Raw genomic sequence first — 24,920 nt, forward strand, 5'->3', positions numbered from 1 at the left:
GCGAAAAATTTATGGAAGTAAATTGGCTTATTTTGCAGTGGTTACTTATTAAACACTACCCATATCGGGTTTCTTTTCCCCATAAGAGATAATTTTTATAAGGTGGTTGAGAAAAAGAAGCTGCACTTACAGCTCCTAGTTGGGACAGATTTTAATCCTGACAGGTCAACAGACCCTCAAGTATTATGGCGCGCATACCCAAGTTTTTGGTGCTGGGAACAACGCGCTTAAATGGGAGAGAATCGCCGCAATATGGTCCGCCAAGTAGAAGTGACCACCGTCATAAGTCTCAATATTGATAGGTTGAGTGCTCACTTGCTGCCAAGCCTCGGCTTCTGCATAAGTGAGCTCGGTATCAGTTGAACCGAGCATCACAGTGAGTGGATGTTGTAACTTTGGTGCATTGAGATTTGGCTGATAGGTTTCTATCAACTTATAGTCATTGCGCAGCAGCGGCAGCATCATGTCTAAAAGATCTGGGTAAGCATTGAGGTCCACTCCTGTACCATTGAGACGCTGAAGTTCATCAAGCATTACTTCATCACAGGCTTTATGAACTTCAGTTGCATGGTGACAACTTGGCCCTTCAACAGCAGAAACCACCAGCTGAGTAGGTGCTGGATAGCGGTAGGCTTGAATACGCATTGCAAGCTCGTAAGCAATGCCGCCGCCCATGCTGTGGCCAAACAAGATATAGGGTTTATTGAGCAGTGGCTTTAAGCCTGTTGCCAACGTGCTAACCAAGCGATTCATATCTGACACTAAGGGTTCTGCCATGCGATTTTCGCGACCGGGATATTGTACGACCACAATTTCTAAGTTCGGGTCGCCAACACTGGCCCACTGGCGAAAGTAGCTCGCAGAGCCACCTGCATGAGGCAATATAATCAAACGCTTAGAGGCATTTGGACGCGCTTTGAAAATACGGTAACACGCGCCGCTATTGGTGTGTGTAGCATTAAGCATTGTTATATTGCTCCGTGAGCGGTTTTAGGTAATCGCGGTCGACTGCAAAGTTAGGTAGGTCGAATTGGGCCAATATGGCTTTTAGATTGTCTGTGGCGTATTGATGGTGGCCACCAGAGTCCATTCCTTGTTTGAAATACAGCTCAACAAAGCTGCGGACAAAGTTGTCATTCAGGGTGTCTTTCCAGTCCGTAAAATCAAGTGGTTGAATATCACAACCGAGCTCGTTAAACCAATTGTAGATCTGTACAACATCGGTACTTTGGTCTGACACTAAATGGAAGTTACTGTTTTGTCCCGTCGCACCTTTTACAATGGCCGTGATACAGGTTGCCACGTAGTCCACCGGTACAATGTTCACCGCTAACTCTGATGCCGGGTAGGCGTGAATATTCAAACACGCACGATAAAACTTTAAAAACGCATCGTCGTTAATAAATGGTACCTCTGTGGTTGCCCATGTGATTGTGCCTGGGCGCAAAATATTCACCGGCACGCCGTGTCTTCTGGCCTCTGTGAACAAGGTCTCAGCCATGATTTTTGACTGCTCATACGTTAAATCTACCTCTCTCCATGGTACTACATGGGTTTGTTCAACTACGGGTTGTGGTACATCGGCAGGCAGCGCATGGTGTACTCCGATAGTCGAAATATAATGTACTGGTTTCACTTGGTGTGAACTTGCCAAGCGGATGATTTCGCGCGCACCTTCCACATTGGTTGGGTAGAGAGCTGACAGCGGATCCATCAAGTTAATGATTGACGCGTTGTGAATTATCACATCAACCTTTGCACTGAGGGCTTGATAGTCTGTGTCGCTTAGCCCAAAGTTGACTTCAGACATACTGCCGCTGACCACATGAATGCGTTCGTGCGGAATTTTTGTAGGCAAACCTTTTTCTGCTGCGGCTTGTTCTAAGCGTGAGAAGCCATGTTGCACATCATCGCAGCGCATTAAACACACGATGTGATAATCACTTTTATCTAACATTTCGCGCAGTACATAGCTGCCCAAATAACCTGTGCTGCCAGTTAATAGCACTGTTTTAGGTTCAGAGTTTGGCTCGTACGCTAGGGCGTTTGCAAGGCCACTTAGCGCCTTGGTCGCCATATCGTTTAAATCAATGCTCTCTAGCCAAGCCTGTTTCGCCTCGTTTGCTTTGGCCAGAGCATCGGACATTTCACTGAATACGGCATGATTGAAAATGAGGTCAATATCTGCATCAAAGCCCGCCGCCAAAAACGCACTTAGCAGGTTGATAGCATTTAAGCTGGTACCACCAAGTTGGAAAAAGTCATCATGACGAGATACGTCACTCACCCCGAGCAGATCGCGCCAGATTTGGGCAACGGTTTGTTCAACATGATTGTCTAGCGGTGCTTCAAATTGCGTTGTCAGCTGTTGCTGTAATTGCGTTAGTTGTACTTTCAGCTGTTTTCTATCGACCTTACTGTTTTGGCTCAGAGGTAATGTGCCTAAAGCAAAGTAATGCGTAGGCAGCATATATTTTGGCAGTTTATCATTGAGTAAGTCACCTAAATCACTGATCGCCATTTCGTTGTCAGCAGCGTCTTCGAGCACCAGCGCAGCTGCCAAGTTACCATCGGTAGATAGATTGACCACTGCAACACTCTTTACCGCCGGATGTTTTGCAATGGTTGATTCAATTTCGCCGAGTTCTATACGGTGGCCATTTATTTTGATCTGACCATCTTCGCGCCCTTGAATGGCAATAATACCGTTGTCCATGATGCAGCCCAAATCACCTGAGCGGTAGAGTCTTTCTCCTGTGTGCGGGTGCTCAATGAACAGCTCTGCTGTCTTTTGTGCATCGTTTAAATATCCCAATGCTAACCCATCACCGGCAATATACATCTCACCGGTGACCCAAGTTGGGCAGGGCTCTAGTCGGTCATTTAAAATGTGGATCTGATGGTTCGCCAACGGTTTGCCATATGGCACCGAGACCGAATCAGAGGCGATCTCTGTCACTGTGTGTTGTACACACCAAATAGCTGTTTCTGTCGGACCGCCTTGGCTGATTAAACTAATGTGTGGCAACTGTTGGACTACTTGATGTGCAAGTTGAACTGGGATCCAATCGCCAGAGAGCATTGCCAGCCTGAGCGAACTAATATTTTGGTCCTCAGCCCAAGGTAAGCTGGTTATCAACATTTGCATTTGTGCCGGCACCGAATTCCAGAGGCTCACATTATGCTTGGCAATGACTTGATGCCAATGGTTTGGGTCGCCTCTTAATTCTTGATTTGGCAATACCAGTGTTGCGCCTGCAGAGAGCGTTCCGAAGATATCCCAAATTGAGAGGTCAAACCCATAACTTACCAACCCTAAGGTTTTATCTTGGGAACTGACATCATACAAGCGGTTAATCTCAAGCACCGTATTCAGTGCGGCACCATGCGACAGTTGGACCCCTTTTGGCTGACCTGTCGTACCCGAGGTATAAATTACATATGCAGGTGAGTCGACAAATGTTTGTTGCTGCCGGCGCTGCCCAAAAGCGTCCAATAGGTGTTTATAGTCTTGTTCAGGAATTGTTGGCAGCGTTTGATCAAATGGGATCACAGTCACATCTGGGCCAAACTCTTGAGCGAGATATAAAGATTCTGTCAGCACTATCTCGGCACCGGAATTGGCAATAATCGATTGCTGGCGTGCTAGGGGATGTTGCGCTTCAATGGGCACATATACACAATCGGCAAATAATACCGCAAACACCGCCGCAATTTGATGTCGACTTTTATCAGACACAATAGCAATGTGGTCACCAGGTTTGACGGAGTCTATAAAGGTTTGTCTGATCTGAATTGCTAACTCGGCGAGCTGTTGATAACTCATTTCACCGTTTTGGTCCTCTACCGCAACTTGATTTGGCGCTTGTAATGCGTGCTGTGCAAAGCCGGAGTGTAAGTACCCTTTAACGCGCTCTGCTTTGGTGTTGTTAAGCGCTGCAATATGCGCTTGTGTTTGCTCTGGCAAACTCACTGGGCTGGTGGACTGCCACAGTGCATCGTTCTCAGCCAGTGCACGCAGTAGCTCACAAAATGCCTGATGTGCTTGCTCTATGACGCCATATTGGAAAATTCCTTGGCGGATGTCCCAGTCTACAATCAGCTCACCAGCACGTTCCGTTGCTTGGCAATCCAACCAGACTTGTGGTGTTTGAGTAATGCCGTAACGCAGCTGTGCATCGTGCATAAATTGGTTGCTATCTAGCTCATCACCAGATAAACCAAGGGTACTGGTGTACACAATCGGCACTATGGTGTTGCTTTGCTGGGTTTGGTTCATTGCACGAAGTACTTCAACGCCCGTAAAGTCGCTGTGCTCCAAATCGCGCCAAAGTTGCTGTTGCAACTGGCTTGCCCGCTGCGCAAAGCCCACTTGTGGATCAGGCGACACTCCCAATACGTTGACTGCGATAAAGTCGCCAACTACACCACGCACATCTGGGTGCACATTAGCGCGGTTAAGCATGGTGAGATTCAAACAAAAATCAGGGCGACGTGACCAGCGGCCAATCACTTCTGTAAATGCGGCCAACACAAGGCTAGAAGGTGTTAATTTGTGGCCTTTTGCTCGTTCACTAAGACGCTGCCACAGAGCGGGCTCTAGACTAAAATGCAAGCGAGAAAATGCGACATTTTCCTCGTTGCCTGTGCTTTTTGCGCGCGGTAACTCGGGTGGCGCAGGAAGCGTTTTAATGCGCTCCAACCAGTAGGCTTTGTGCTGCTCATAACGCTGCGCTGTTTTTGGATGCGCCAATAATGCTTTGCGCGCAATCACAATATCACGGTAAGAAACTCCCAGAGGCGCAAGTGCGCGCTCTGGATGATTGTATAACTCACCGAGTTCAGCGAGCATAATTTGAATACTGGCAAAGTCAGCTATAAGCAAATCGATAGAAAAATGTAGTATTGACCCAGCACCAGTTTGGCTCAGGTGTAAGTCATACTGTGGCCATTTATCTGGTTGATAGTGGCGGTGAGCTAACTGTTCACGCAGGTCTAACAGCTTATCTTGGCGAGTCTGCGGATCACACTCTGAAAATTCATGCACGCGGATCGCCTTTGGCGTAACCTGTGCGACAATTTGCTGGGTGCCATCAAGGTTGATGATGGCGCGCAGCATATCGTGGCGTTCAACCAACTTGTGCCATGCCGATTGCAGCCGTTTAGCATCAATATTAGGCAGGTCTAATTCAATGTAACTGTGACAGCCAACGCCACCGAACTCGACGGCATTGTTACGCCCAACCAAGTAAGCGACCTGCAAATCTGTCAACGGAAACGGTTGATAGCGCTCGGCATGATTAGGTTCTATGGCTGCCATTACTGGGTCACTTAAATAGTCGATAAGCGCTGCTTTATTGTCTTTTAGCTGTGTTTTAAGTGCTGGAGTCATTACCCCAGCAGGTGCTTTAAATTTTAGGTTGCCCTGATCGGCCCACAGGTAAACACCGCGGCTTTCAAAATCAGCAATAATACTGGCGATGGTCATATTGTACCCTCTTCAAATAGTTCATCTGTGTCACAGGCCATGCCGCCTAGATCACGCCAAGCTTGTGTAATGGCAGCAGCCAAGCTGGCAATGCTTGGTGCGCTAAATAGCGTTGTGAGTGACAAAGATGTAGGAATAATGTGTTGTTGTTGCAGAGTTTGGATAAGCTGCGTTGCGCTTAAACTGTCACCACCTATGGCAAAAAAGTCATCGTGGCGTGAGATCTGGGCGCGTTTTAATAGTGTTTGCCAGATCTCTGCAAGTTGTTGCTCAAGTTCGCCTTCTGGCGCTTCAAACTCGGCTTGTTCTAGATCCAATGCAATAAACTCAATGCTCAATTGCTTGCGGTCAATTTTACCGTTGGCGCTTAGTGGCAGTGTTTCGAGTTCTAATAAGTGACTGGGCACCATGTATTCAGGTAATTGCTGCTCAAGTTGTGTGGTAATTGCCTGTGCATCCAGCGTGGCAAGTGCGTCTTTAACAAAGGCGGCAACGAGCTTTTTCGGCTCACCAATTGTCAGGGCTACACCGCGGCTTACGCCTTCAACGTGTGCAAGAGCTGCGTCAATTTCACCGAGCTCAATACGGTGTCCACGCACCTTAACTTGGTGGTCAATTCGGCCCAAAAACTCAAGGTTGCCATCCGGCCAGTAGCGGCCACGGTCACCTGTACGGTACCAACGCTTGCCATCTGTCATCACAAATCGTTGTGCTGTGAGCTTTTCATCGCCTCGATAGGCACTGGCAAGGCCAACACCACCAATCCAGAGTTCACCTGCAACCCAGTCTGGGCAGTCACGGCCAAATGGGTCTACCACACGGTACGTTTGATTGGGCAGTGGTTTACCATAAGGAATAGATGCCCAATGGGCTGGCAGTTCACCTTTGACTTCACAGGAGTTCGACCAAATCGCTGCTTCAGTCGCGCCGCCCATCGCAATTAATGGGATTTGTGAGTGAGCTTTGGCTTGTAATCTTGGCGGTAAATCTAAGCCAATCCAATCACCTGATAACATCACTTGCGTAAATGGCAGCGAACGTGCATCGTTTTCTGCCACCACCAATAACATGTCGAGCAATACCGGCACTGAGTTCCAGATAGTGACGTGATGTTGATGCACCACCTCAAGCCAAGTTGACGCGTCTCTACGGTTATCTTCATTGAGCAACACCACACTACCACCGACGCTAAGCAGGCCAAATAGGTCGTATACCGAGAGGTCAAAATCGAGTGCCGAAACGGCAAGTACTCGGCTATTGCTGTCGATAGCGTAGTGCTGATTAAGCTGGTCAATGGTGTTTGCAGTTGCCTGATGACACATTTCTACCCCTTTTGGCTCACCGGTGGAGCCCGAAGTAAAGATCACATAGGCAGGCGCATCTGTTGCTACCGTCAAGGGGGTTTCCAGTGGTATAAAGCCCGCTGCATCCGCCACATTGAGGCGAGTTACATTCTTCTCAACGTCTTGGTTGATGTGTGCTTCGTCCGTTAGTACCCAACGAATCCCCGCAGTGCGATGAATTTTTGCTTGGCGGCTGGTGGGTTGGTGCACGCCAATTGGCACATAGCAACCTCCGGCGGCCATAATGCCAAATACAGCGGCGACCTGCTCTATCCCTCTTGGTAAACTTACGGCCACCGGTTCACCCACTTCCAAACCTTGATGAGTAAGCAAGTGCGCGATACGCAGTGCTTTGTCTGCCAATTGGCCATAGGTCACCGTTTGTTCATCTGCAATGAGTGCAATGGCGTCTGGGTGCTGATGCGCATGGTCAAACATTGCCTGATGTAAAGTGCGAGGCGTTTGTTCGGCGCAGGTTTTGTTTACGCTGTTTCGCACCAGTTGCTGGGCTTCTGGCAATGTATGGCTAAATGGTGCGTCCGTTGATACGGCTAATTCGTCAAGTAGTGTTAAGAAGCGAGCAAACATATTGTCTAGCAAGTCAGCTGGGAACAGCGCGTCCACAGCATCCCAAGACAAAATTAGCTCGCCTCTGAACTCATACATTTGATGGTCTAGCCAAACCTGCGGGGTTGCCGACAATCCGCCGTCGGTAAACTGTGGCAAGTCTTCATTGAACGAGTCCGCCAACAAGTCATCGGCCATCCCTAACGTACTGGTAAAGACAATGGGTAGTGCCGCTGCGGTGCGCCCCATGGTTCGGCTGCGCTCTCTTTGCACCCAAACAGACGAAACCGCACGATGCTCAAGCACATCTGCAAGTTGGTTTTGCAGCTGCTTTGCATGATGGGCAATGGAACTTTGCTCGTCAGGGTGATAAGCAAGTGGCGCCAGTGAAGTAAAGTCCCCAACGATACTCCCCACTTCTGGATGTACATTTTGACGGTCAAAGAGGGTCAAGTTTAGCGTATGTGCATGGCCACCACTGTACTGACTGAGCACTTCCGCATAAGCACTAAGCACTAAAATACTCGGGGTAACACTGTGCGCGCGAGCCGCTTGTTTAATGGCTTGCCACTTGGCTTTTGGTAAGCGAGCACTGCGACGTGAGAATTCACTGTGTTCAATTTGTAGTGGATCTTGTGCCAGTGGCAGCGCCGCTGCATCTGGCAATGTGGCTAAACGTTCTTGCCAGTATGCCTGTGCGTCATCTATTGCTTGCTGATTGTCTTGAACTTGGGTCACATAGTCTCTAAAGGTCAAGGTCAGTGGTGCCAGCTCGGTATCTGGCGCTTGGTATAAAGTAGCAAACTCGCGCAATAGCAACATGATGCTATAGCCATCTAAGGTCATGTAATTAAACATCAAAGCTAGGCGCGTACGTTCAGTTTCACCTGCTTGATAACGTGCAACTTTAATCGTTATCGCATCATGCAAATGCTGGCTGTTTTGGGCTTGCCACCAAATGTTAATTTGTGCTCGTGCTTGGTCTAAACTTGCGTAAGTCGATGGGTCGATATCCAGTTTTGGTACGCTGCTTTGCTGTGACACAACCTGTTGATTATCGTCGCTCACCTGAGCGCGCAGCATGTCGTGACGTGCGTATAGCTTTTGCCATGCGTGCCTCATTCGCTCGACATCGAGGGTTAAGCCATCGAGTTCGAGCAAATAGTGGGTGCCACAATTAAGCGGGAACCCCGGCGTTTGACCTAACCAATAGGCACTTTGCACCTCAGTCAGTGCAAATGGTTCAAACTGCTGTTTGGGATTGGCCACAATTTGCTGGCGATGTGTAGCTTGATGTATCTCCAGCGTAGCTGCAAATGCGCCTAGGGTTGGATTAGCAAACAAGGTACGCAAAGGCTGCTTAGTCGACAATCCTTGTTGGGCAAGCTGCGTTAGGAATTGGGTCGCGAGCAGAGAGTCTCCGCCTAGCGCAAAAAAGCTGCTTTCAAGGCCGACATCAGCAACCCCCAGTAAGTCTGTCCAAAGCTGTGCAACTTGAATTTCGTTGTCTGTTTGTGGCGGTGTTACAGCCATTTCAACGTTGCTAAGTTGGCTGTCAAACTGAGCGGCAAGTTGCTTTCTATCTACCTTACCATTTGCACTTAGTGGCAGTACCTCCACGGCCAGCAAATGACTCGGTACCATGTAATCTGGCAAGGCAAGGGCAAGTTCGGTGTTCACCGTATCACTATCAAGTGCAGTGTTTTCATTCATTACCAGTGCAGCGACCAACACTTTTGGCTCACCAATGGTTAGGGAAACTCCACGAGAAATCCCTTCAATGCGGCCCAGAGCCGTATCAATTTCACCCAGTTCAATACGGTGACCGCGCACTTTTACTTGGTGGTCAATTCGTCCTAAGAACTCGAGGTTGCCATCTGGCCAGTATCGGCCTCTGTCGCCGGTACGGTACCAACGCTTGCCCTTATATCTGATAAAACACTCAGCGGTGAGTTTTTCATCGCCTCGATAAGCGGTGGCAAGACCAGCGCCGCCTATCCATAGCTCACCTGCAACCCAATCTGGGCAATCGCGCCCTTGCGCATCGGCCACGCGGTAAGTTTGGTTCGGTAGAGGCTTACCATAAGGAATGGAGTTCCAATGCGTAGGAATATCGCCTCTCACCTCACAGAAGTTTGACCAAATGGCCGCTTCTGTTGCGCCTCCCATGGCAATAAGAGGTATATTGGCTTTGCTTTTAGCCTGTAAACGCGGTGGGATATCAAGGCCGATCCAATCGCCGGACAGCATGACTTGATTGAAAGGCAGTTGCTTATCATCTTGCTCTGCAACCACCAGCAACATATCGAGCAGGACGGGGACAGAGTTCCAGACATTGACATTGTGTTGGTGAACGAGCTGTAACCATTGGCTGGCATCGCGGCGGTTTTCATCGCTGAGCAACACAGCCTGACCACCCACTCCGAGTAAGCCGAAAATGTCGTAGACAGACAAGTCGAAATCTAGTGCCGATACCGCTAATACGCAGCTGTGTTTATCAATGTTGTAGGCTTGGTTGAGCTGATCTATGGTGTTTGCGGTTGCCTGATGGCACATTTCTACGCCTTTTGGTTCACCGGTAGACCCCGAGGTAAAAATGATATACGCGGGGTGTTCCGGAGACACCTCCTCAGGTTTGGATAGCGGTGCACGCGCTGTTGCAACATCTAGCCTTGTCACCGAGTCGATGGATTCGAGGTCCAAGTGCTCGCTGTCTGTAAGGACGAGCCTAACCCCAGCTGTACGATGTATTTTTGCCTGACGATTGGCTGGCTGATGTATCCCGATTGGCACATAGCAACCGCCAGCAGCCATTACTCCCAATACGGCAGCAATTTGATTTATGCCACGTGGCAAAGTGACTGCAACCGGTTCAGCTGGTTCGAGCTGGTGTTGCTGCAATAGAGCGGCGATGCTTAGCGCCTGCTCACATAGCTGTGCATAACTGACACCCGAGTTTTCGAACACCAGTGCAGTGTCGTCAGGGTTTTGTTGAGCGTGAGCAAAAATAGCATGGTGCAAAGTACGCGATGATTGCGCACGTTCGGTGTGATTTACCGCTATGCGCGTATGCGCTTGTGCATCGGGCAGCGGCAATGACATTGCTTGTTCCCAGCTGCTGTGGCACAGCTCTTGTAGTGCGCTAACATAGCTATTGAACATGTTATCAATCATACCCGTTGGGAAGAGCGCATCCACCGCATCCCAAGACAAGATGAGTGCACCATCAAATTCGTATAATTGATGGTCGAGCCAAACTTGCGGTGTTTGTGACAAGCCACCCGGTACAATCTGTGGAAAATCGCCATTGGAGTGTTCAAACAGACCGCCGCCAAGGCCCAAAGTGCTGGTAAATACTACCGGCAGTGCGGCAGATGTGAATGTGCCGTGGCGAGCTTGCTCGCGTTGGATCCAAATTGATGAAATCGCTTTGTGTTCAATGGCCTGTGCAATTTGTAACTGCGCTTCTTGCGCTTGTGCCAGCAACGAAGCCCCCGCGTTTGTACGATACGCAATGGGTGCCAATGTGGTGAAGTCACCAAATACTTTATTGATATCATTATGCGCGTCTTGGCGATCGAACAGGGTTAAATTGAGCGTGTGGTCGCCTTCGCTCCAACGTCTCAGTACATTACTATACGCCGTCAACAATAGTACTGAAGGCGTAATGCCATAAGATCTCGCTTTATTCTTAAGTGCTTGCCAAGTATCTGCATTGAGTTGTGCTTCGCGGCGCACAAATTCAGGCTTGGTAATACTTTGAGGATCTTGTGCCAACGGTAATTGTGGTGCAGGTGGTAAGGTATTAATCTGTTCACGCCAGTATGCTTCAGCGGCTGCTCGCTCTGCATCATCGTGTTGCACTTGGATAACATAGTCTCTAAATGAAACATTGATCTCAGGTAGGTGATAAGCGGGATCGTTGTACAGGCTAGAAAGCTGATCTAACAGCAATTTAATACTAAACCCATCTAACGTCAGGTAATCGAAAATAATCCCTAAACGGGTTTTATTGTCACCATAATGTACCGCACAAATACGGTGGTTAGGCAATGCGGCTGAATCACTTCGGTCGTGACTTTGTAGCGCTTGCTGACAAATTTTACGCCAAAATTGATGGAGGTGATCCCGTGCAGCTTCGGTATGATTGTGTGTTTCTGAATTCAAACTCACTTGTGCAATAGACATCGCGGGTAAATGAGAGAGCAGTTGTTGCTGACCATCTGGGGTGATCACAGCGCGCAGCATCTCATGATGCTCAACGAGTTGATCCCAAGCCTTTTCCATGCGCTGTAGGTCGACGTTTTCGCCTTCTAACTCAAGTAAATACAAGGTGCTACAGTTAAGCGGTAACCCTGGTGTTTGGCCCATCCAATAGGCGCGTTGTACCTCGGTGAGCGGAAATGGTGCAAAACGATTATCCAGATCCGGCACTACTTCTAGTTTTGGTACCGACACGACGCTGTCTAAACGTGCTGCATAGGCACCTAATTGAGGGGTCGAGAATAGGTCGCGCAGTGGCTTTGGAGATGCCAAGCCTTGTTGCTTAAGCTTTGCAATTAGCTGGGTGGCAATCAAGCTGTCTCCACCTAATTCAAAGAAATGGCTTTGCTGACCGATTTGCTCAACCCCCAGCAATGATTGCCAGATTTTAGCGAGGCATTTTTCGTTGTCCGTTTGCGGAGCTGTTAAACTCACTACTGACTGTTGCTGTGTTTCAGCTAACTGATTTATAAGCGCTTTTCGGTCTACTTTGCCATTGGCACTGAGTGGTATCCTTTGTGCAAATTCGATATGACTTGGCACCATATAATCTGGCAGTAGCGTGTGTAATTGGCGTTGAATTGCCGTGCTGTCCAGCGCACTTTGAGCGGCCAAGACCACGACACTCGCTAGGCTTTTGGGTTCGCCAATGGTTACTGTAACCGCGCGCTGAACACCGTTGATGTTAGCTAGTGCGGTATCAATATCACCCAGTTCAATGCGATGCCCGCGTACCTTTACTTGATGATCGATGCGCCCTAAAAATTCAAGATTGCCATCAGGCCAGTAACGACCTTGGTCACCGGTGCGATACCAGCGCTCGCCATGTTGTTCAACAAAGCGCGTTGCGGTTTGTGCGCTGTCGCCACGATAACAAGTGGCCAGACCCACACCGCCAATCCACAGCTCTCCTGGTACCCAATCTGGGCAGTCATGGCCGTGGCCATCAACAACGCGATATTTTTGGTTTGGTAGTGGCTTACCGTATGGGATTGAATGCCAATGAAGCGGCAGTGGCGCACGCACTTCACAGCTGTTTGACCAAATTGCTGCCTCGGTTGCACCACCCATGGCAATGATGGGTGGATTAGTGGCACTGATATGCTGTAGTCGTGGTGGAAGATCTAGGCCTATCCAATCGCCAGATAACATCACCTGTTCAAAGTTCAACTGGCGGCTGTCTTGCTCTGCAGCTGTCAAAAGCATGTCTAGCAATATGGGTACAGTATTCCAAACTGTGACCTTGTGCTGATGCACCAACTCTAACCATGCTTGCGCATCACGGCGCTGTTGCTCATCAACCAGTACCAGCTGGCCGCCTGCGCTCAGCAAGCCAAAAATATCATAGACAGATAGGTCAAAATCCAACGCCGACACCGCAAGCGCGCTGCTATTTTCGCCGATTTGATAGTCTTTATTAAGCTGGTAAATGGTATTGGCGGTAGCCTGATGGCTCATTTCAACCCCTTTGGGTTCTCCGGTCGAACCCGAGGTAAAAATGATATATGCCGGACTTGTTGGGCTGGCAATAAAAGCTGATTGTAGTGGGTCGGCTTGTAGTGCTTGTTGAATATCAATGTGCTTTACTGATGCGTCATGTTCAGGGTCGCCATGTTCAGCGAGTACCAGTTTGATCTCGGCAGTGCGATGGATCTTCGCGCGTCTCGATTGGGGTTGGTGGATACCAATTGGCACATAACTGCCACCGGCTGCGAGCACGCCAAGTACCGCAATGATCTGCTCCGCGCCCCTAGGCAGTGTCACGGCCACAGGTTCTGATTGACTCAGTCCTTGCTGCTGCAAATAGGCTGCGACACGCAGGGCATTTTCGGCGACAGTGGAATAGCTCAAGGGCTGGTTGTTGAATACCAAAGCCGTCTTATCAGGGTGTGTTTGAGCACCTTTAAAAAACATTTCGTGTAAAGTGTGCGGCGTATACGGCGCTGCTGTGTTATTAACTGCTGCTCGCTGGACTTGTTGATGGTGAGGTAACTCAACAAGATGCTGCGACCGCCATACGCTACTATTTGCCGCCAGTTTTTCAAGCAATGCGACATAGCTTGCAAACATGGTATCAATCAGTGAGTCTGGGAAGATCTCGTCTACTGCATCCCATGCCAACATTAACCCTTCATCGACTTCGTACACTTGATGATCTAACCAAACCTGTGGGGTTTGTGAGATCATATAGTTAAATTGGCCCAGTACAGTGTCGTTTTGCGATAGCAGCGGGGTTCCTAAGTTACACGCAAATACAACTGGTGCGCTAACACCCTGCGCATAGCCGTGTTTGACTAGATCCCGCTGGATCTGAACGGCTGAATAATCACTGTGGGCAACATTTTGGTGAAATTGGTTTTGTATCACTTTTGCGTGGTCAATAAAGCCTTTTACGTCACTAAAATCGCAATCTAATAGCAACAAATTGGTGAAATCTGCAACCACATTTTCGATGCCTGGGTGCTGAGTTTTACGATCAAACAGCGGTAAGTTCAGAGTGAACTTTTGCTCAGCGCTATATTTTGCAAGCACATACGCGTAACTTGTGACAAGCAGCATGGCTGGCGTTACTTGGTGTTGTTGCGCCGTATTTTTAAGTGTTTGCCATTGGGTTTGCGTCAAGGTATGCAAGCGGCGAGCAAACGCTGGTTTTGCTACCGTCTGTGGATCGCAACGTAGTGGTAGCTGCGGGCCTGATGGCAGCGTGGCTAAACGCGTTTGCCAGTAGGCTTTGTCCGCTTCTAGCTTGTCTTGATTTTGTGCTTTTTCATAGGCTAAGTATGTTGCAAAACTCCAATTTGGGTCAGTCTCAAGCGTACCGCCATGATAAAGCACCGCTAAGTCTTTCAGTAAGATATTTAAGCTTTGTACGTCGGCAATCAGCAGGTCCACATCAAAGTGAATTCGGCATTTCCCCCCGGGAAGTAAGCTCAGTTCCAGCCCCATGGTTTGGCCATGCTCAATGCCCAGTTTACGATGTGACAGGCGGCTGCGAACTTGTTCTACTGCTTGCGTTGCCTCATCAAGCGTCAGCGACCTAAAGTCATTGATTGCCAGCCCAGGTGTTGGCAGTGGCGAATGCACTTGCTGGGTACCAGACTCAGTAAACTGCGCACGTAGCATTGGGTGGTGCTGATAAAGCGCATGCCAAGCTTGTTCAAGCTTGAGCGGATCGATGCCTTGATTGTCCACTTCTAGATAGGCGTGACACCCGATGCCGCCAAGCTCTTGCTCATCCTGACGACCAATCCAATAGGCATATTGCACGTCAGTGAGTTCAAACTCGCCGTATGGATCGATATTAGGTAGTTCAGGTGCTTGAGCAACCTCAGTAACAGAGCCTGTTTGCGTGCATAAAAGCGCTATCCATTGGTTGAGCACTGGTTGCTCAATCAGTTTGGAAAAGGTCACTTTTGCACCTTGTTTTCGCCACTGATTTACCAAGCGCATCATATGCATTGAATCTAAGCCAAGTTCGATTAGATTGGCATCTAACTTATCTTTAAGCGGTGTTTGCACAAACGCTTGCACGTGCTCTAATAGCTGCTCTTTACTTAGCTGTGTGTTCATTGTGTGTGCCATTGGTTAGCTCTCCGCCTCTTCTAACGTTTTTTCTTCAATTAGGTAGTTGGCGATACAGCTAAGTTTTTCGATGGTTTCGGTTAGCTCTCGCTCTGGCTTTGATTGGTCGATAACGCCAGCGCCCGCTTGCAACCAAGTACGGTTGTTAGCGCGATAAATTGAACGCAGTACCAAGGCAGAGTCCATAAATCCATCACTATCAACAATCATTACACAGCCGCTGTACCAATCTCTGCGGTTTGGCTCAAGCCGCAATATGGCTTCAATGGCTTCGCGCTTCGGGATCCCAGACGCCGTGACCGCAGGGAATAGCGCTTGAAACGCATGCCAAGGGTTTTTGGTTTCACTAAGTTGGCCACAAACGCGTGAAGCAAGGTGTTGAACACTGCCACGGCGGCGTACAGCCATAAATTCACTGACTGAAATTGAGCTGGGTTCACAGATCTGCTCTAACTCTTCTTGGGCTAGTTTTACCGATACGGCGTGCTCTGCGATTTCTTTGGTGTCGTTAAGAAGCTCTTCGCGTAGTTGCTGCTCTTCTTGAGGCGAGCTACCTAAGGCGCGGGTGCCTGCGAGTGGTTGTGTGCTGATATAACCTTCGTTGCTGGCTTCAAGTAAGGTTTCTGGACTGAAGCCTGCGACTGAAAAGTCGTTTAATTGATATAAGAATGAGCGTGCTGGCGAGTTGTTTAAGCGACCAAAGCGGAAGCTCTTGTTTAAGCACACGCTGTCGGGCACATGAATTCGACGAGACAAGATCACCTTTTGATATTGTTTATTACAGATTTCTTCAATAGCTTTGGCTACTGACGTTTTGTATTCGTCTTTGTATTGGGTGTTGATCTGCGGCGTTTGTAGAGGCTCAAGTGCGGCGATGCTTTCCGTTTGGACACATGTTTTATCTGCTTGCAAGACTAAAGCTTCAAGTATATTTAGATCCTCTGCATTTAAAGCACGCAATGTGGCTTGGTTTGCTTCAAGGCGGACTTCTTGCTCGGGTACAAATAATTGGAGAGATTTTTCATGCTCAGTGCGCGCTTGGATCCCGTGAAATACACTGGCCAGCTCAAACTTTGCCACGCCGTATAACCGCCAGTTTTCGAACTCAATACTTTGCAGGGCTTGTGCCATCAACTCGGGGAATGACTCGCCGCTAAACTGCGCTGTTCTTTCACCCTGCTGCAAGGTAATTTCGCTGCCATTGGAGTACAGCTCAGCCACTTTGCCAATCCCAACAGACCACGCTGATTTGCTCTCGTAAACGGCCTTGAACGGATTAGTGCTTAACTCAGAAATACTCGGGGCTAACTGCGTGGGTGTAGACCGAATGGAAATGGTTTTTTCAAAATAAGGTGTTGATTGTGAGTGGTTCATGGTGGTCTCTACATATTCTTCCTCAGCACGTTTTGCCAGTGCTGTTTTATTGATTTTTCCTACTGCGGTGAGTGGCCAAAAGCTGAGTGAGATGATTTGGTCCGGATACTTAAAGCGCGCAACTTGCTGTTCTTTTAAGAGTTCATGAACATCACTGAGTGAAACAGGCTGGTTAGAAATAATGCATGCACAGCTGCGTTCGCCTAGATGCGCGTCAGGCACGGGTACTAATATGGCTTCATCAATATTGGGGTGAGAAAGCAGGCGCTGTTCTATTTCGGCAACTGCGATTTTTTCGCCTGCTCGGTTAATTTGCTCTTTGATCCGCCCTTCAACAATCAGGTTGCCAGCTTGGTTCATGCGCACTAAATCACCCGTGCGATAAAAGCCCTCTGAAGTAAAAGCTGTTTGGTTATGTGCCTGCGCTTTGTAGTAACCCGCAATGGTGTATGGTCCTTTGGTTTGTAGCTCACCAATTTCACCTTGCGCGACAGGATTGTCTTGCTCGTCAACAATACGAATTTGGTCTAGGCTGCAAAGTGGACGACCTTGGGTATGTGCAACGTCACTTTTCGAGTCATCTAGACGGGTGAAACACAGTAGCCCCTCTGCCATCCCAAACACCTGCTGTAGCTGGCAGCCAAGCACTTCGGGCACTTGCAATGCTTGCTCAGAAGCGAATTTCGCGCCGCCTACTTGTAAAAGTTGTAAGCTACTGATGTCGGTGTCATCCCATTGTTTTGCCTCAAGCCAAAGCTTGGTTAACGCAGGTACGAGGGCTGTATGAGTAACTTGGTGCTGCTCAATCAATGGGAAGGCTTCGTCTGGCCCAGGCGCTGGGCAAAGCACCACTTTACCGCCTTGTGACAGCGTGCCAATAATCCCTGGGCAAGCCAGTGGAAAATTGTGTGCGATCGGTAAAACCGCTAGATACGTGGTTTGCTGACCAAGTTGACATAACTCAGCAGAGGCTTGGGCATTGTAGTGATAGTCGTTATGACTACGCGGTATGAGCTTGGGCGTGCCTGTGGTGCCACCAGAGAGCAGCATCAGCGCTGTGGATGAGGGATCAATGTTTGCAGCCGAAACGGAGTCTGTGCTGTCTAAGTGAGACAGAGAAGTAAATGCCGTTTCTTTTAGGGTACTACCTGATACCAAAACATGCTCAATGCTTGAACATACAGATACAATGCGCTCGGCCATAGCAATATAATCGTGGCCTAAGTAGCTGTCGGGTACGATATACGCCACGGGGTTACTCAGTTCACAAAGCGCTGCGATATCAGACTCACGCTGTGCGGGCATCGCTAAAATCGGAATGATGCCCAAGCGGAACATAGCAAAACAACTAATCACAAAATCTAGGGTATTTGGCAGTTGTACCATCACATGGTCGCCTGTTTTCAAACCTAAATTAAAAAAACCTGCACTGCGCTCTATCACACGTTGCTCAAATTGAGCGTAAGTGAGCGTTGTATCACCCTCAATCAAGGCGACGTTATCTGAAAATTGAGAACGCCAATCTGAGATGAGGGAACCAAGGCTTTGTTGCTGCCATATATTCTTTTCAATATAGAGGTTTTGCTTAGCCTTTGGCCGGACTGGGGTATCTGGTGTTGTTTTCACAATAGTTCTCCGATTATGAGGCACGATCGCGGTTTGTGTTCTGATTAGCGACAACTGCGAGTGTTATTTTTTTATGAAGTTTTCACGGCCTCAAAAAATAGGTGCTCAAGCAATTTGTTCCCACCCCTAAAAGTTGTTGTATGCCCCTATCGGTAATTTTTTCGGAGGAATTTGCCTGCTTTTTTAGGGGCTTCACACTTATTTCCGATCTGGGGGTTAGTTAACGGATGCGGGGAGAGCAAATGGCTTTACTCCAGTAGGCTTGCGGCTATTTTTTATTGCGATTAGACAAATCACTGTGCGGTGAAAGTTGTTGAAAAAACCAGGTAAGCTCTCTAGATGATCGTCTGGATATGGTGTTGTGCTATAGGCTTGTTGTGAAAATGAGCAATTTTACATTGATAAAAATGAATAAAATTGTAGTCTACACCAGTCCTTTATAATTGATTTTGTTGGTAAAGCTGGGACGTTTGTTTGATATAAAACAATGATATGTCAACAAACAGAGTTATCGGTAGAACCATATTTGCATTGTTGGGCGATTTTAATAACTATTTGAGTTGGTTTATTCAGCCGATTTTTAACCGCATTTAAAGGAGTAGGTATATGCGTGTTGAGTCGCATGAAACCGAGGAAAATCAAAGTCCTTGGTCAATCATATTTGCGATCTGTGCACCTCATAAAGGCAAGATGTTTATGGCATTGAGCTTAATGGCGTTTGTTACTGTCTTTGAGCTGTTACCGGTGTATTTATTATTTCTTGCAATACAAGAATTGCTAAACCCGCTGTTCTCATCTGCGGAACAGTTATTGTGGATAGCCGCCGGTATCTGCGGAGCGATTGTACTCAAGTCAGGATGCTCTATAGGAGCCTATTACTTCAGTCACCAAGTCGCCTTTAACGCCCTTACTGAAGTCAGAATGAAACTGGCTACACAGCTGGCAACTTTACCATTGACTTGGCTTACTGCGCAAAACCCGGCGGTGCTCAAACAAAATATTCTTCAAGATGTTGAGCATATTGAAAACTTTATAGCGCATCAAAGTGTGGAGTTGTTCAATGCATTATTGACACCTCTAGTGGTATTTACTGTGATTGCATTTATCGACTGGCGGCTTGCGCTAAGTGCCGTCGCCGTTGTGCCACTGGCTTTTTTTGCGAGCGGCTTATTTATGCACAAAACAGCGGCTCAATATGAGCGATTTAGCGGCGTATCGGAGGATTTAACAGCAACTTTAAGTGACTACGTTAAAAACATTCCACTGATGAAGTTATACAACTTGGACAGCAAGCGCTTTGCTGTTTTAAACCGCAAATTAGATCGCTACCACAAGCTCGTTTTAGAGCTTACGGGCCAAACTGTACCAGGCTGGACGCTCTATACTGCACTGTTAGGCGCTTCATTTGTCTGTTTGCTGCCAGCAGCAATTGGTCTGCATAGCACGCAGTCTGTAAGCACTGAGCAGGTTATTCTAAGTATGCTGTTGGCAGTTGGCATGCTTAGTCCAATTATAAAAGTCAGCCGGTTTTTTATGGAAGCCAATGAGCTACTAGCGGGTGTTAAACGCATCACGCCCATCTATTTATCACAAGAACCCAAACTCAATAACACGCAAATTCAAGCTGAAAAGAAGCAACCGCTGATGCAGTTTTATAGTGTAGATTTTGCTTACCAATCTCATAAAATTTTGCGAGGTGTGCATTTTAAATTGCTACCCAATTCATTGAATGTGATTGTGGGGGCATCTGGCAATGGCAAATCGACGCTTGCGATGCTGGCATGTGGATTACTATCTCCATCGTCTGGCCGAGTCCAGATATATGGGCAAGATGTTTCAATGTTAACCGACAGTGTACGCGCTCAGTTTATGTGCGTAGTGACACAAGAGTGCTATTTGTTTGAAGGCACACTGCGTGAGAATATTTTGTTTGGCCTCAGTGGGGTTAGCTCTGAAGTGCTCGATCACGCCATTGTTGCAGCTCAGTTAAAGCCATGGATCGCGCAATTACCCGACGGGTTAGACACGCCAGTACAAGTACGTGGACAAAACTTGTCCGGTGGAGAAAAGCAGCGTATTGCTATCGCCCGCGCGCTGGTGAGTGAAACACCTTTGGTGATTTTAGATGAACCTGCTGCGGCAATGGACAATGTCACCCAATCTAAGTTTTATCAGGCCATTCAAGGCCATTATCCAAATACCACTTTTTTGGTTATTACCCATAAATATTTAGGGCTAGAAAACACTGGCCAAATCTTTGTTTTAAAAGATGGCCAAATTGCCTCACAAGGAACTCATGAAGCTTTGCTTACGCGCTGTGACTACTACCGCGAAAGTTGGCTGTTGCAAGAAAGTGACAATGATTCCCCGAGCACAAAAGGGCATCCGCTAGACTTCCAACAGATAAGCTACGAGATTTAAATGGACAAACAAGCATTATTAAGTATTGGTCGAGTTATTGGTCATGCTGGCGTAGGAAAGTGGAGTTTTTATACGGGCGTTGCTTTTCGAGTGTTGGAACGCTGTGTCGCGATTGCGCCGCTGTTGTTATGTTTTTACTGGTTACAGCAGCAGTTTTTAACAATCGCACAAAGCGCACCTTGGCTCTTTACACCGATTGATTATTTAGTGGTTTTGGGCGGCATTTTTTTATTGCAACTGGTGTTTGCTTATATTGGCCAATATCAGAGCTTTGTGGGCAGTTATCGAGTTGTGCACGCGTATCGAATTAAGTTGATCAACCACGTTAGACAGTTGCCTCTTGGGCGTATGCGCCGTACTCATAGTGGCGAGTTTTTAGAGTTGCTCACTGAAGATATTAAAAAAATTGAGAGCATATTCTCGCATATTGCCCCTGACTTGATTTCGGCGTTGGTGGCACCTGTGATAGGTATGGTTGTACTACTTTTTGTTAATCCTTTATATGCACTTGGTGCTTTGATATTACTGCCATTTGCATTTTGGGTAATGCAGATGTCAAAGCAAAAATTTGGGCAAGTTGCAAGCGCCAAGCAGCAGTCATATCGTCAGACAGGCAGTATGATCACTGACTATGTTGAGGCATTAAAAACCCTGAAGTTGTATGGTCAAACTGAGACTTGGTTAACGCGTGTGGCTAAACAGTTAGAGCGCACTAAACAGCATAGTTTACAAGTAGAAATGTGGGGTGCAGGGCCGGTTTTAACCTATCGAATGGTGCTCAATATGGTGCTCACTGTGTTTGTAATTACATTGGCGGTGACTTTACCCGAGCATCGCTTTACTGGCATAGATTTTACTACAGTTTTGTTTGCCCTATTACTAGTGAAATTACTCGAACCGCTTTACGAAGTGGGAGAGTATTTGACGGTATTACGCATAGCTGTGCAGTCTGAACACAAAATAGAGTCCATTTTAAATGAGCCCGTGCTGGCAGAGCCGGATAACCCGCAGCGCCCTGAGTATTTTGATATTGAGCTTGACCGCGTGTCATTTAAATATGGCGATAAAAAGGTGATTGATGGGGTGAGTTTTCGAGTGAAACAAGGGACAACAACCGCAATTGTTGGTGAGTCTGGAAGTGGTAAATCGACACTCTTAAACTTGTGCGCACGCTTTTTTGACCCAAACTCGGGCTGTGTGAGAATTGGTGCGTCAGATCTCAGGGACATTGGTTCAAAAGGGATACATCAAGTGGTCAGCATGGTATTTCAAGATATTCAGTTGGTGGATGCCAGCATAGTTGAAAACATTCGTATTGGCCGGCCAGATGCCAGTGATGAAGAGGTGATGGAAGCGTGTCGCTTATCTAACTGTTTGGAGTTTATTAACAAGTTGCCAGAGGGGATGGACACCCGTGTTGGTGACAGTGGTTTACTGTTTTCTGGTGGACAAAGACAGCGTATTGCCATTGCCAGAGCGTTGTTAAAAGATGCACCCATTGTACTGCTCGACGAGGCAACTTCATCGCTTGACCCCATCACACAAGCTGAGGTGGTCAGTGCCATGGATAACCTGTTAAAAAACCGCACTGTGATCACCATTGCGCATCGTCTTTCTAGCATTGTGGACGCTGATAACATCATCGTACTTGAGCAAGGCAAAGTAGTAGAGTCGGGCAGTCACCGTTGTTTGGTGTCGCTCGGTGGACACTATACGAGTCTCTGGAAAGCGCAGGAAGTACAAGCTGCGTAAAGGGGATTTACAGCAGCGCCTTTTTTATCAAAAGGGCGCTATTTCAATCCATGTGCAAGTCATCGTGTTTCCCTTTCGATTTATTTTTACCGTGTCATTATTTAACCAAGTTTAAATCCCAAAGAAGTAAGCGGAGGTAGCGGTGATAAAGCAATGGGGAGTAATTAGCTTGGTAATTATGTTGTTGAGTGGGTGTGTTCAAACACAAAATGTACGCAACATTGAAATGTTTAAAAAAGGCAATACCCAGTGCTATAACCGCGCTACCATGCCACACACCTTTATAGTGGATGCTCACAATCACTTTCGCCCGTTTGGGGGAAATGCACTGCCAATCAACGAGCTAAATACCTATTTTGAGCGCCTAGGCATTTTATTTGTAAACGTATTTGGCATTGGCCAGATGGTGCCTATAGAGTGTGATTACTTTTATAACTGCCCGACCGCGCTGGTAAAACCCAGTATCAAAAATGACTTTAGCAATGCCGCAAACTATTACGAGCACGCACCGCAAGGCACCCATTTAACCTTGTCAATGAGCTTTCCAGACCTCAATGCACCGCAAGATATTGCCTATAAAATGGATCTGTTGGAGCAGGAATACCCAAATACATTCACTTGGATGGGAGAGGTAAATTTGGTCAAACAGGCGCTGTTTATTAATCGACATCGGACTACCGCCATCGAGAACATCGCCAAGTGGGACGAGTTTATGGCCAAGCTAAGAAGCCCCCGTGGCCCCGGCAGTACGCCAATTCCTATTTCCATTCATGCTGATATCGGTTCCAACAAAGCGCCTGAAAAGTACCTGTATTTAATGGAGGAAGTACTAAAACAATACCCCGACAACCCCATTGTGTGGGTGCATATGGGGCTATCAAGAGAGCTTACCAACCTTGACCCCACACGCCATACCGAAATTTTATCTCGACTACTTGATCAATACCCCAAACTGATGCTGGATATTTCATGGCGTGTTTTATACGACGAATACTTTAAACACGAAGCAATACGTGACCACTATGTGACCTTTTTAAATCAATATTCCACTCGTATTCTTCCCGGCTCCGATTTTGTGGCAACCGACACCAAACGCTTTAAACATTATGCTCGTGAAGTCGAGCTCACAAGTTATATCAACCAATTCTTAAACGACAACGCATTTCGTAATATTGCTCTTGGACAAAACTACTTCAACCTGATGGATTTGGAGTACGAAGCACCTCAGATTTGTGACGAGTGATGGGGGAGCCTGCTTCATGAAACATAGCAGGATAAAAAATAAAGCGTAAGAGTAATTTATCACTGTATATTCTTTACACAAAAAGATAAGGTTGCAAGGGCGTAGAGCATATGTATTTATTCAGGTTAAAACTGACTTTGCACTTTAAAAATTTGGGAAATATAGGATGTAGTTCATTGTAAACTTGAAGTGGTTTTTGACCTAATCTTTGTACCTATAATTTTTGGTAGATTTTTATGTTCTAAATTTACTTTTAGAAATCAATGGTATAAATTTAGAGTGTTCCCCGTATGCACGGGGCTAAACCGACTATCAATTGCATTGAGTGTTTCATTTACTGGTGTTCCCCGTATGCACGGGGCTAAACCGCGTAACTAAGAAAGTTGATGACGTTAAAAAAAGTGTTCCCCGTATGCACGGGGCTAAACCGCATGATTAATGCTTTAGCAGCACGTACAGGCAGTGTTCCCCGTATGCACGGGGCTAAACCGTTAGCGAAGCATTTGTAAAACTAAAAGCGTTTGTGTTCCCCGTATGCACGGGGCTAAACCGAGAGCTAACCAACCCATTTACAAGAGAGGATGCGTGTTCCCCGTATGCACGGGGCTAAACCGTTCTTACAGACAGCTATCAAAAGTCAGTTACAGTGTTCCCCGTATGCACGGGGCTAAACCGGCCCTACGCTGTGACTATCGCACGACGAGCCAGTGTTCCCCGTATGCACGGGGCTAAACCGTATCAACGATTGGAATATATTTACTGCTGAACGTGTTCCCCGTATGCACGGGGCTAAACCATCCTAATCAAAAAATAGGTTTGGTTAAAACACGTGTTCCCCGTATGCACGGGGCTAAACCGCAAAAAACAGTATTAAAAAATCACTCACCTTCGTGTTCCCCGTATGCACGGGGCTAAACCGCAAGCTAAATCTTTAATTGGTGCGGGGTGGGCGTGTTCCCCGTATGCACGGGGCTAAACCGCCAATTGCTTTAAACAGTGACGGCACTTGGAGGTGTTCCCCGTATGCACGGGGCTAAACCGCACTATGTAGTCACGGAAAATATAGTGACGCGGTGTTCCCCGTATGCACGGGGCTAAACCGTAAAACAGCAAACATTAGCTGCATTAACACAGGTGTTCCCCGTATGCACGGGGCTAAACCGCCAGAAAACCGACCGCCCATACGACCAGTACGGTGTTCCCCGTATGCACGGGGCTAAACCGAAACCAATCAAATATACCCATAATATAATCCTGTGTT

General features: G+C 47.4%; 7 protein-coding genes and 1 CRISPR repeat array (1 of these 8 cut by a window edge). Of the genes, 3 read left to right on the plus strand and 4 right to left on the minus strand.

Features of this window, described 5'->3' with window-relative positions; translation table 11 throughout:
* Nucleotides 1-183: 183 nt before the first annotated feature.
* The 4 genes from N482_RS16405 to N482_RS16420 are packed head-to-tail and all read right to left on the minus strand — an operon-like array spanning nucleotide 184 to nucleotide 18,243.
* Nucleotides 184-966: a thioesterase II family protein gene (locus tag N482_RS16405; protein WP_063378047.1), complete on the minus strand. Its 783-nt coding sequence runs from the start codon at nucleotides 964-966 to the stop codon at nucleotides 184-186.
* A complete protein-coding gene (locus N482_RS16410; protein ID WP_063378048.1) occupies nucleotides 959-5,488 on the minus strand; it encodes a non-ribosomal peptide synthetase in 4,530 nt (1,509 codons plus the stop codon). The genes N482_RS16405 and N482_RS16410 overlap by 8 nt, the downstream gene beginning before the upstream one ends.
* Nucleotides 5,485-15,243 (minus strand): non-ribosomal peptide synthetase, encoded by a 9,759-nt coding sequence (locus N482_RS16415; protein WP_081228016.1) that lies wholly within the window; start codon nucleotides 15,241-15,243, stop codon nucleotides 5,485-5,487. The genes N482_RS16410 and N482_RS16415 overlap by 4 nt, the downstream gene beginning before the upstream one ends.
* Nucleotides 15,244-15,246: 3 nt before the next feature.
* A complete protein-coding gene (locus tag N482_RS16420) occupies nucleotides 15,247-18,243 on the minus strand; it encodes a salicylate synthase (protein ID WP_063378050.1) in 2,997 nt (998 codons plus the stop codon).
* 606 nt (nucleotides 18,244-18,849) lie between these two features.
* Here N482_RS16420 and N482_RS16425 point away from each other — a divergent pair.
* From N482_RS16425 to N482_RS16435, 3 genes are all read left to right on the plus strand, one after another.
* Nucleotides 18,850-20,664: an ABC transporter ATP-binding protein gene (locus N482_RS16425; RefSeq protein WP_081228018.1), complete on the plus strand. Its 1,815-nt coding sequence runs from the start codon at nucleotides 18,850-18,852 to the stop codon at nucleotides 20,662-20,664.
* On the plus strand, nucleotides 20,665-22,416 hold the full coding sequence (locus tag N482_RS16430; RefSeq protein WP_063378051.1) for an ABC transporter ATP-binding protein: 1,752 nt from the start codon (nucleotides 20,665-20,667) through the stop codon (nucleotides 22,414-22,416). It abuts the gene before it with no gap.
* Between the two features lie 142 nt (nucleotides 22,417-22,558).
* Nucleotides 22,559-23,659, plus strand: a complete 1,101-nt coding sequence (locus N482_RS16435; RefSeq protein ID WP_231100882.1) for an amidohydrolase — start codon at nucleotides 22,559-22,561, stop codon at nucleotides 23,657-23,659.
* 279 nt (nucleotides 23,660-23,938) lie between these two features.
* Nucleotides 23,939-24,920: a CRISPR direct-repeat array (repeat unit 29 nt; unit sequence GTGTTCCCCGTATGCACGGGGCTAAACCG) (it continues 2,346 nt past the right edge of the window).

The sequence above is a fragment of the Pseudoalteromonas luteoviolacea NCIMB 1942 genome (assembly GCF_001625595.1).
Taxonomy (GTDB): domain Bacteria; phylum Pseudomonadota; class Gammaproteobacteria; order Enterobacterales; family Alteromonadaceae; genus Pseudoalteromonas; species Pseudoalteromonas luteoviolacea_A.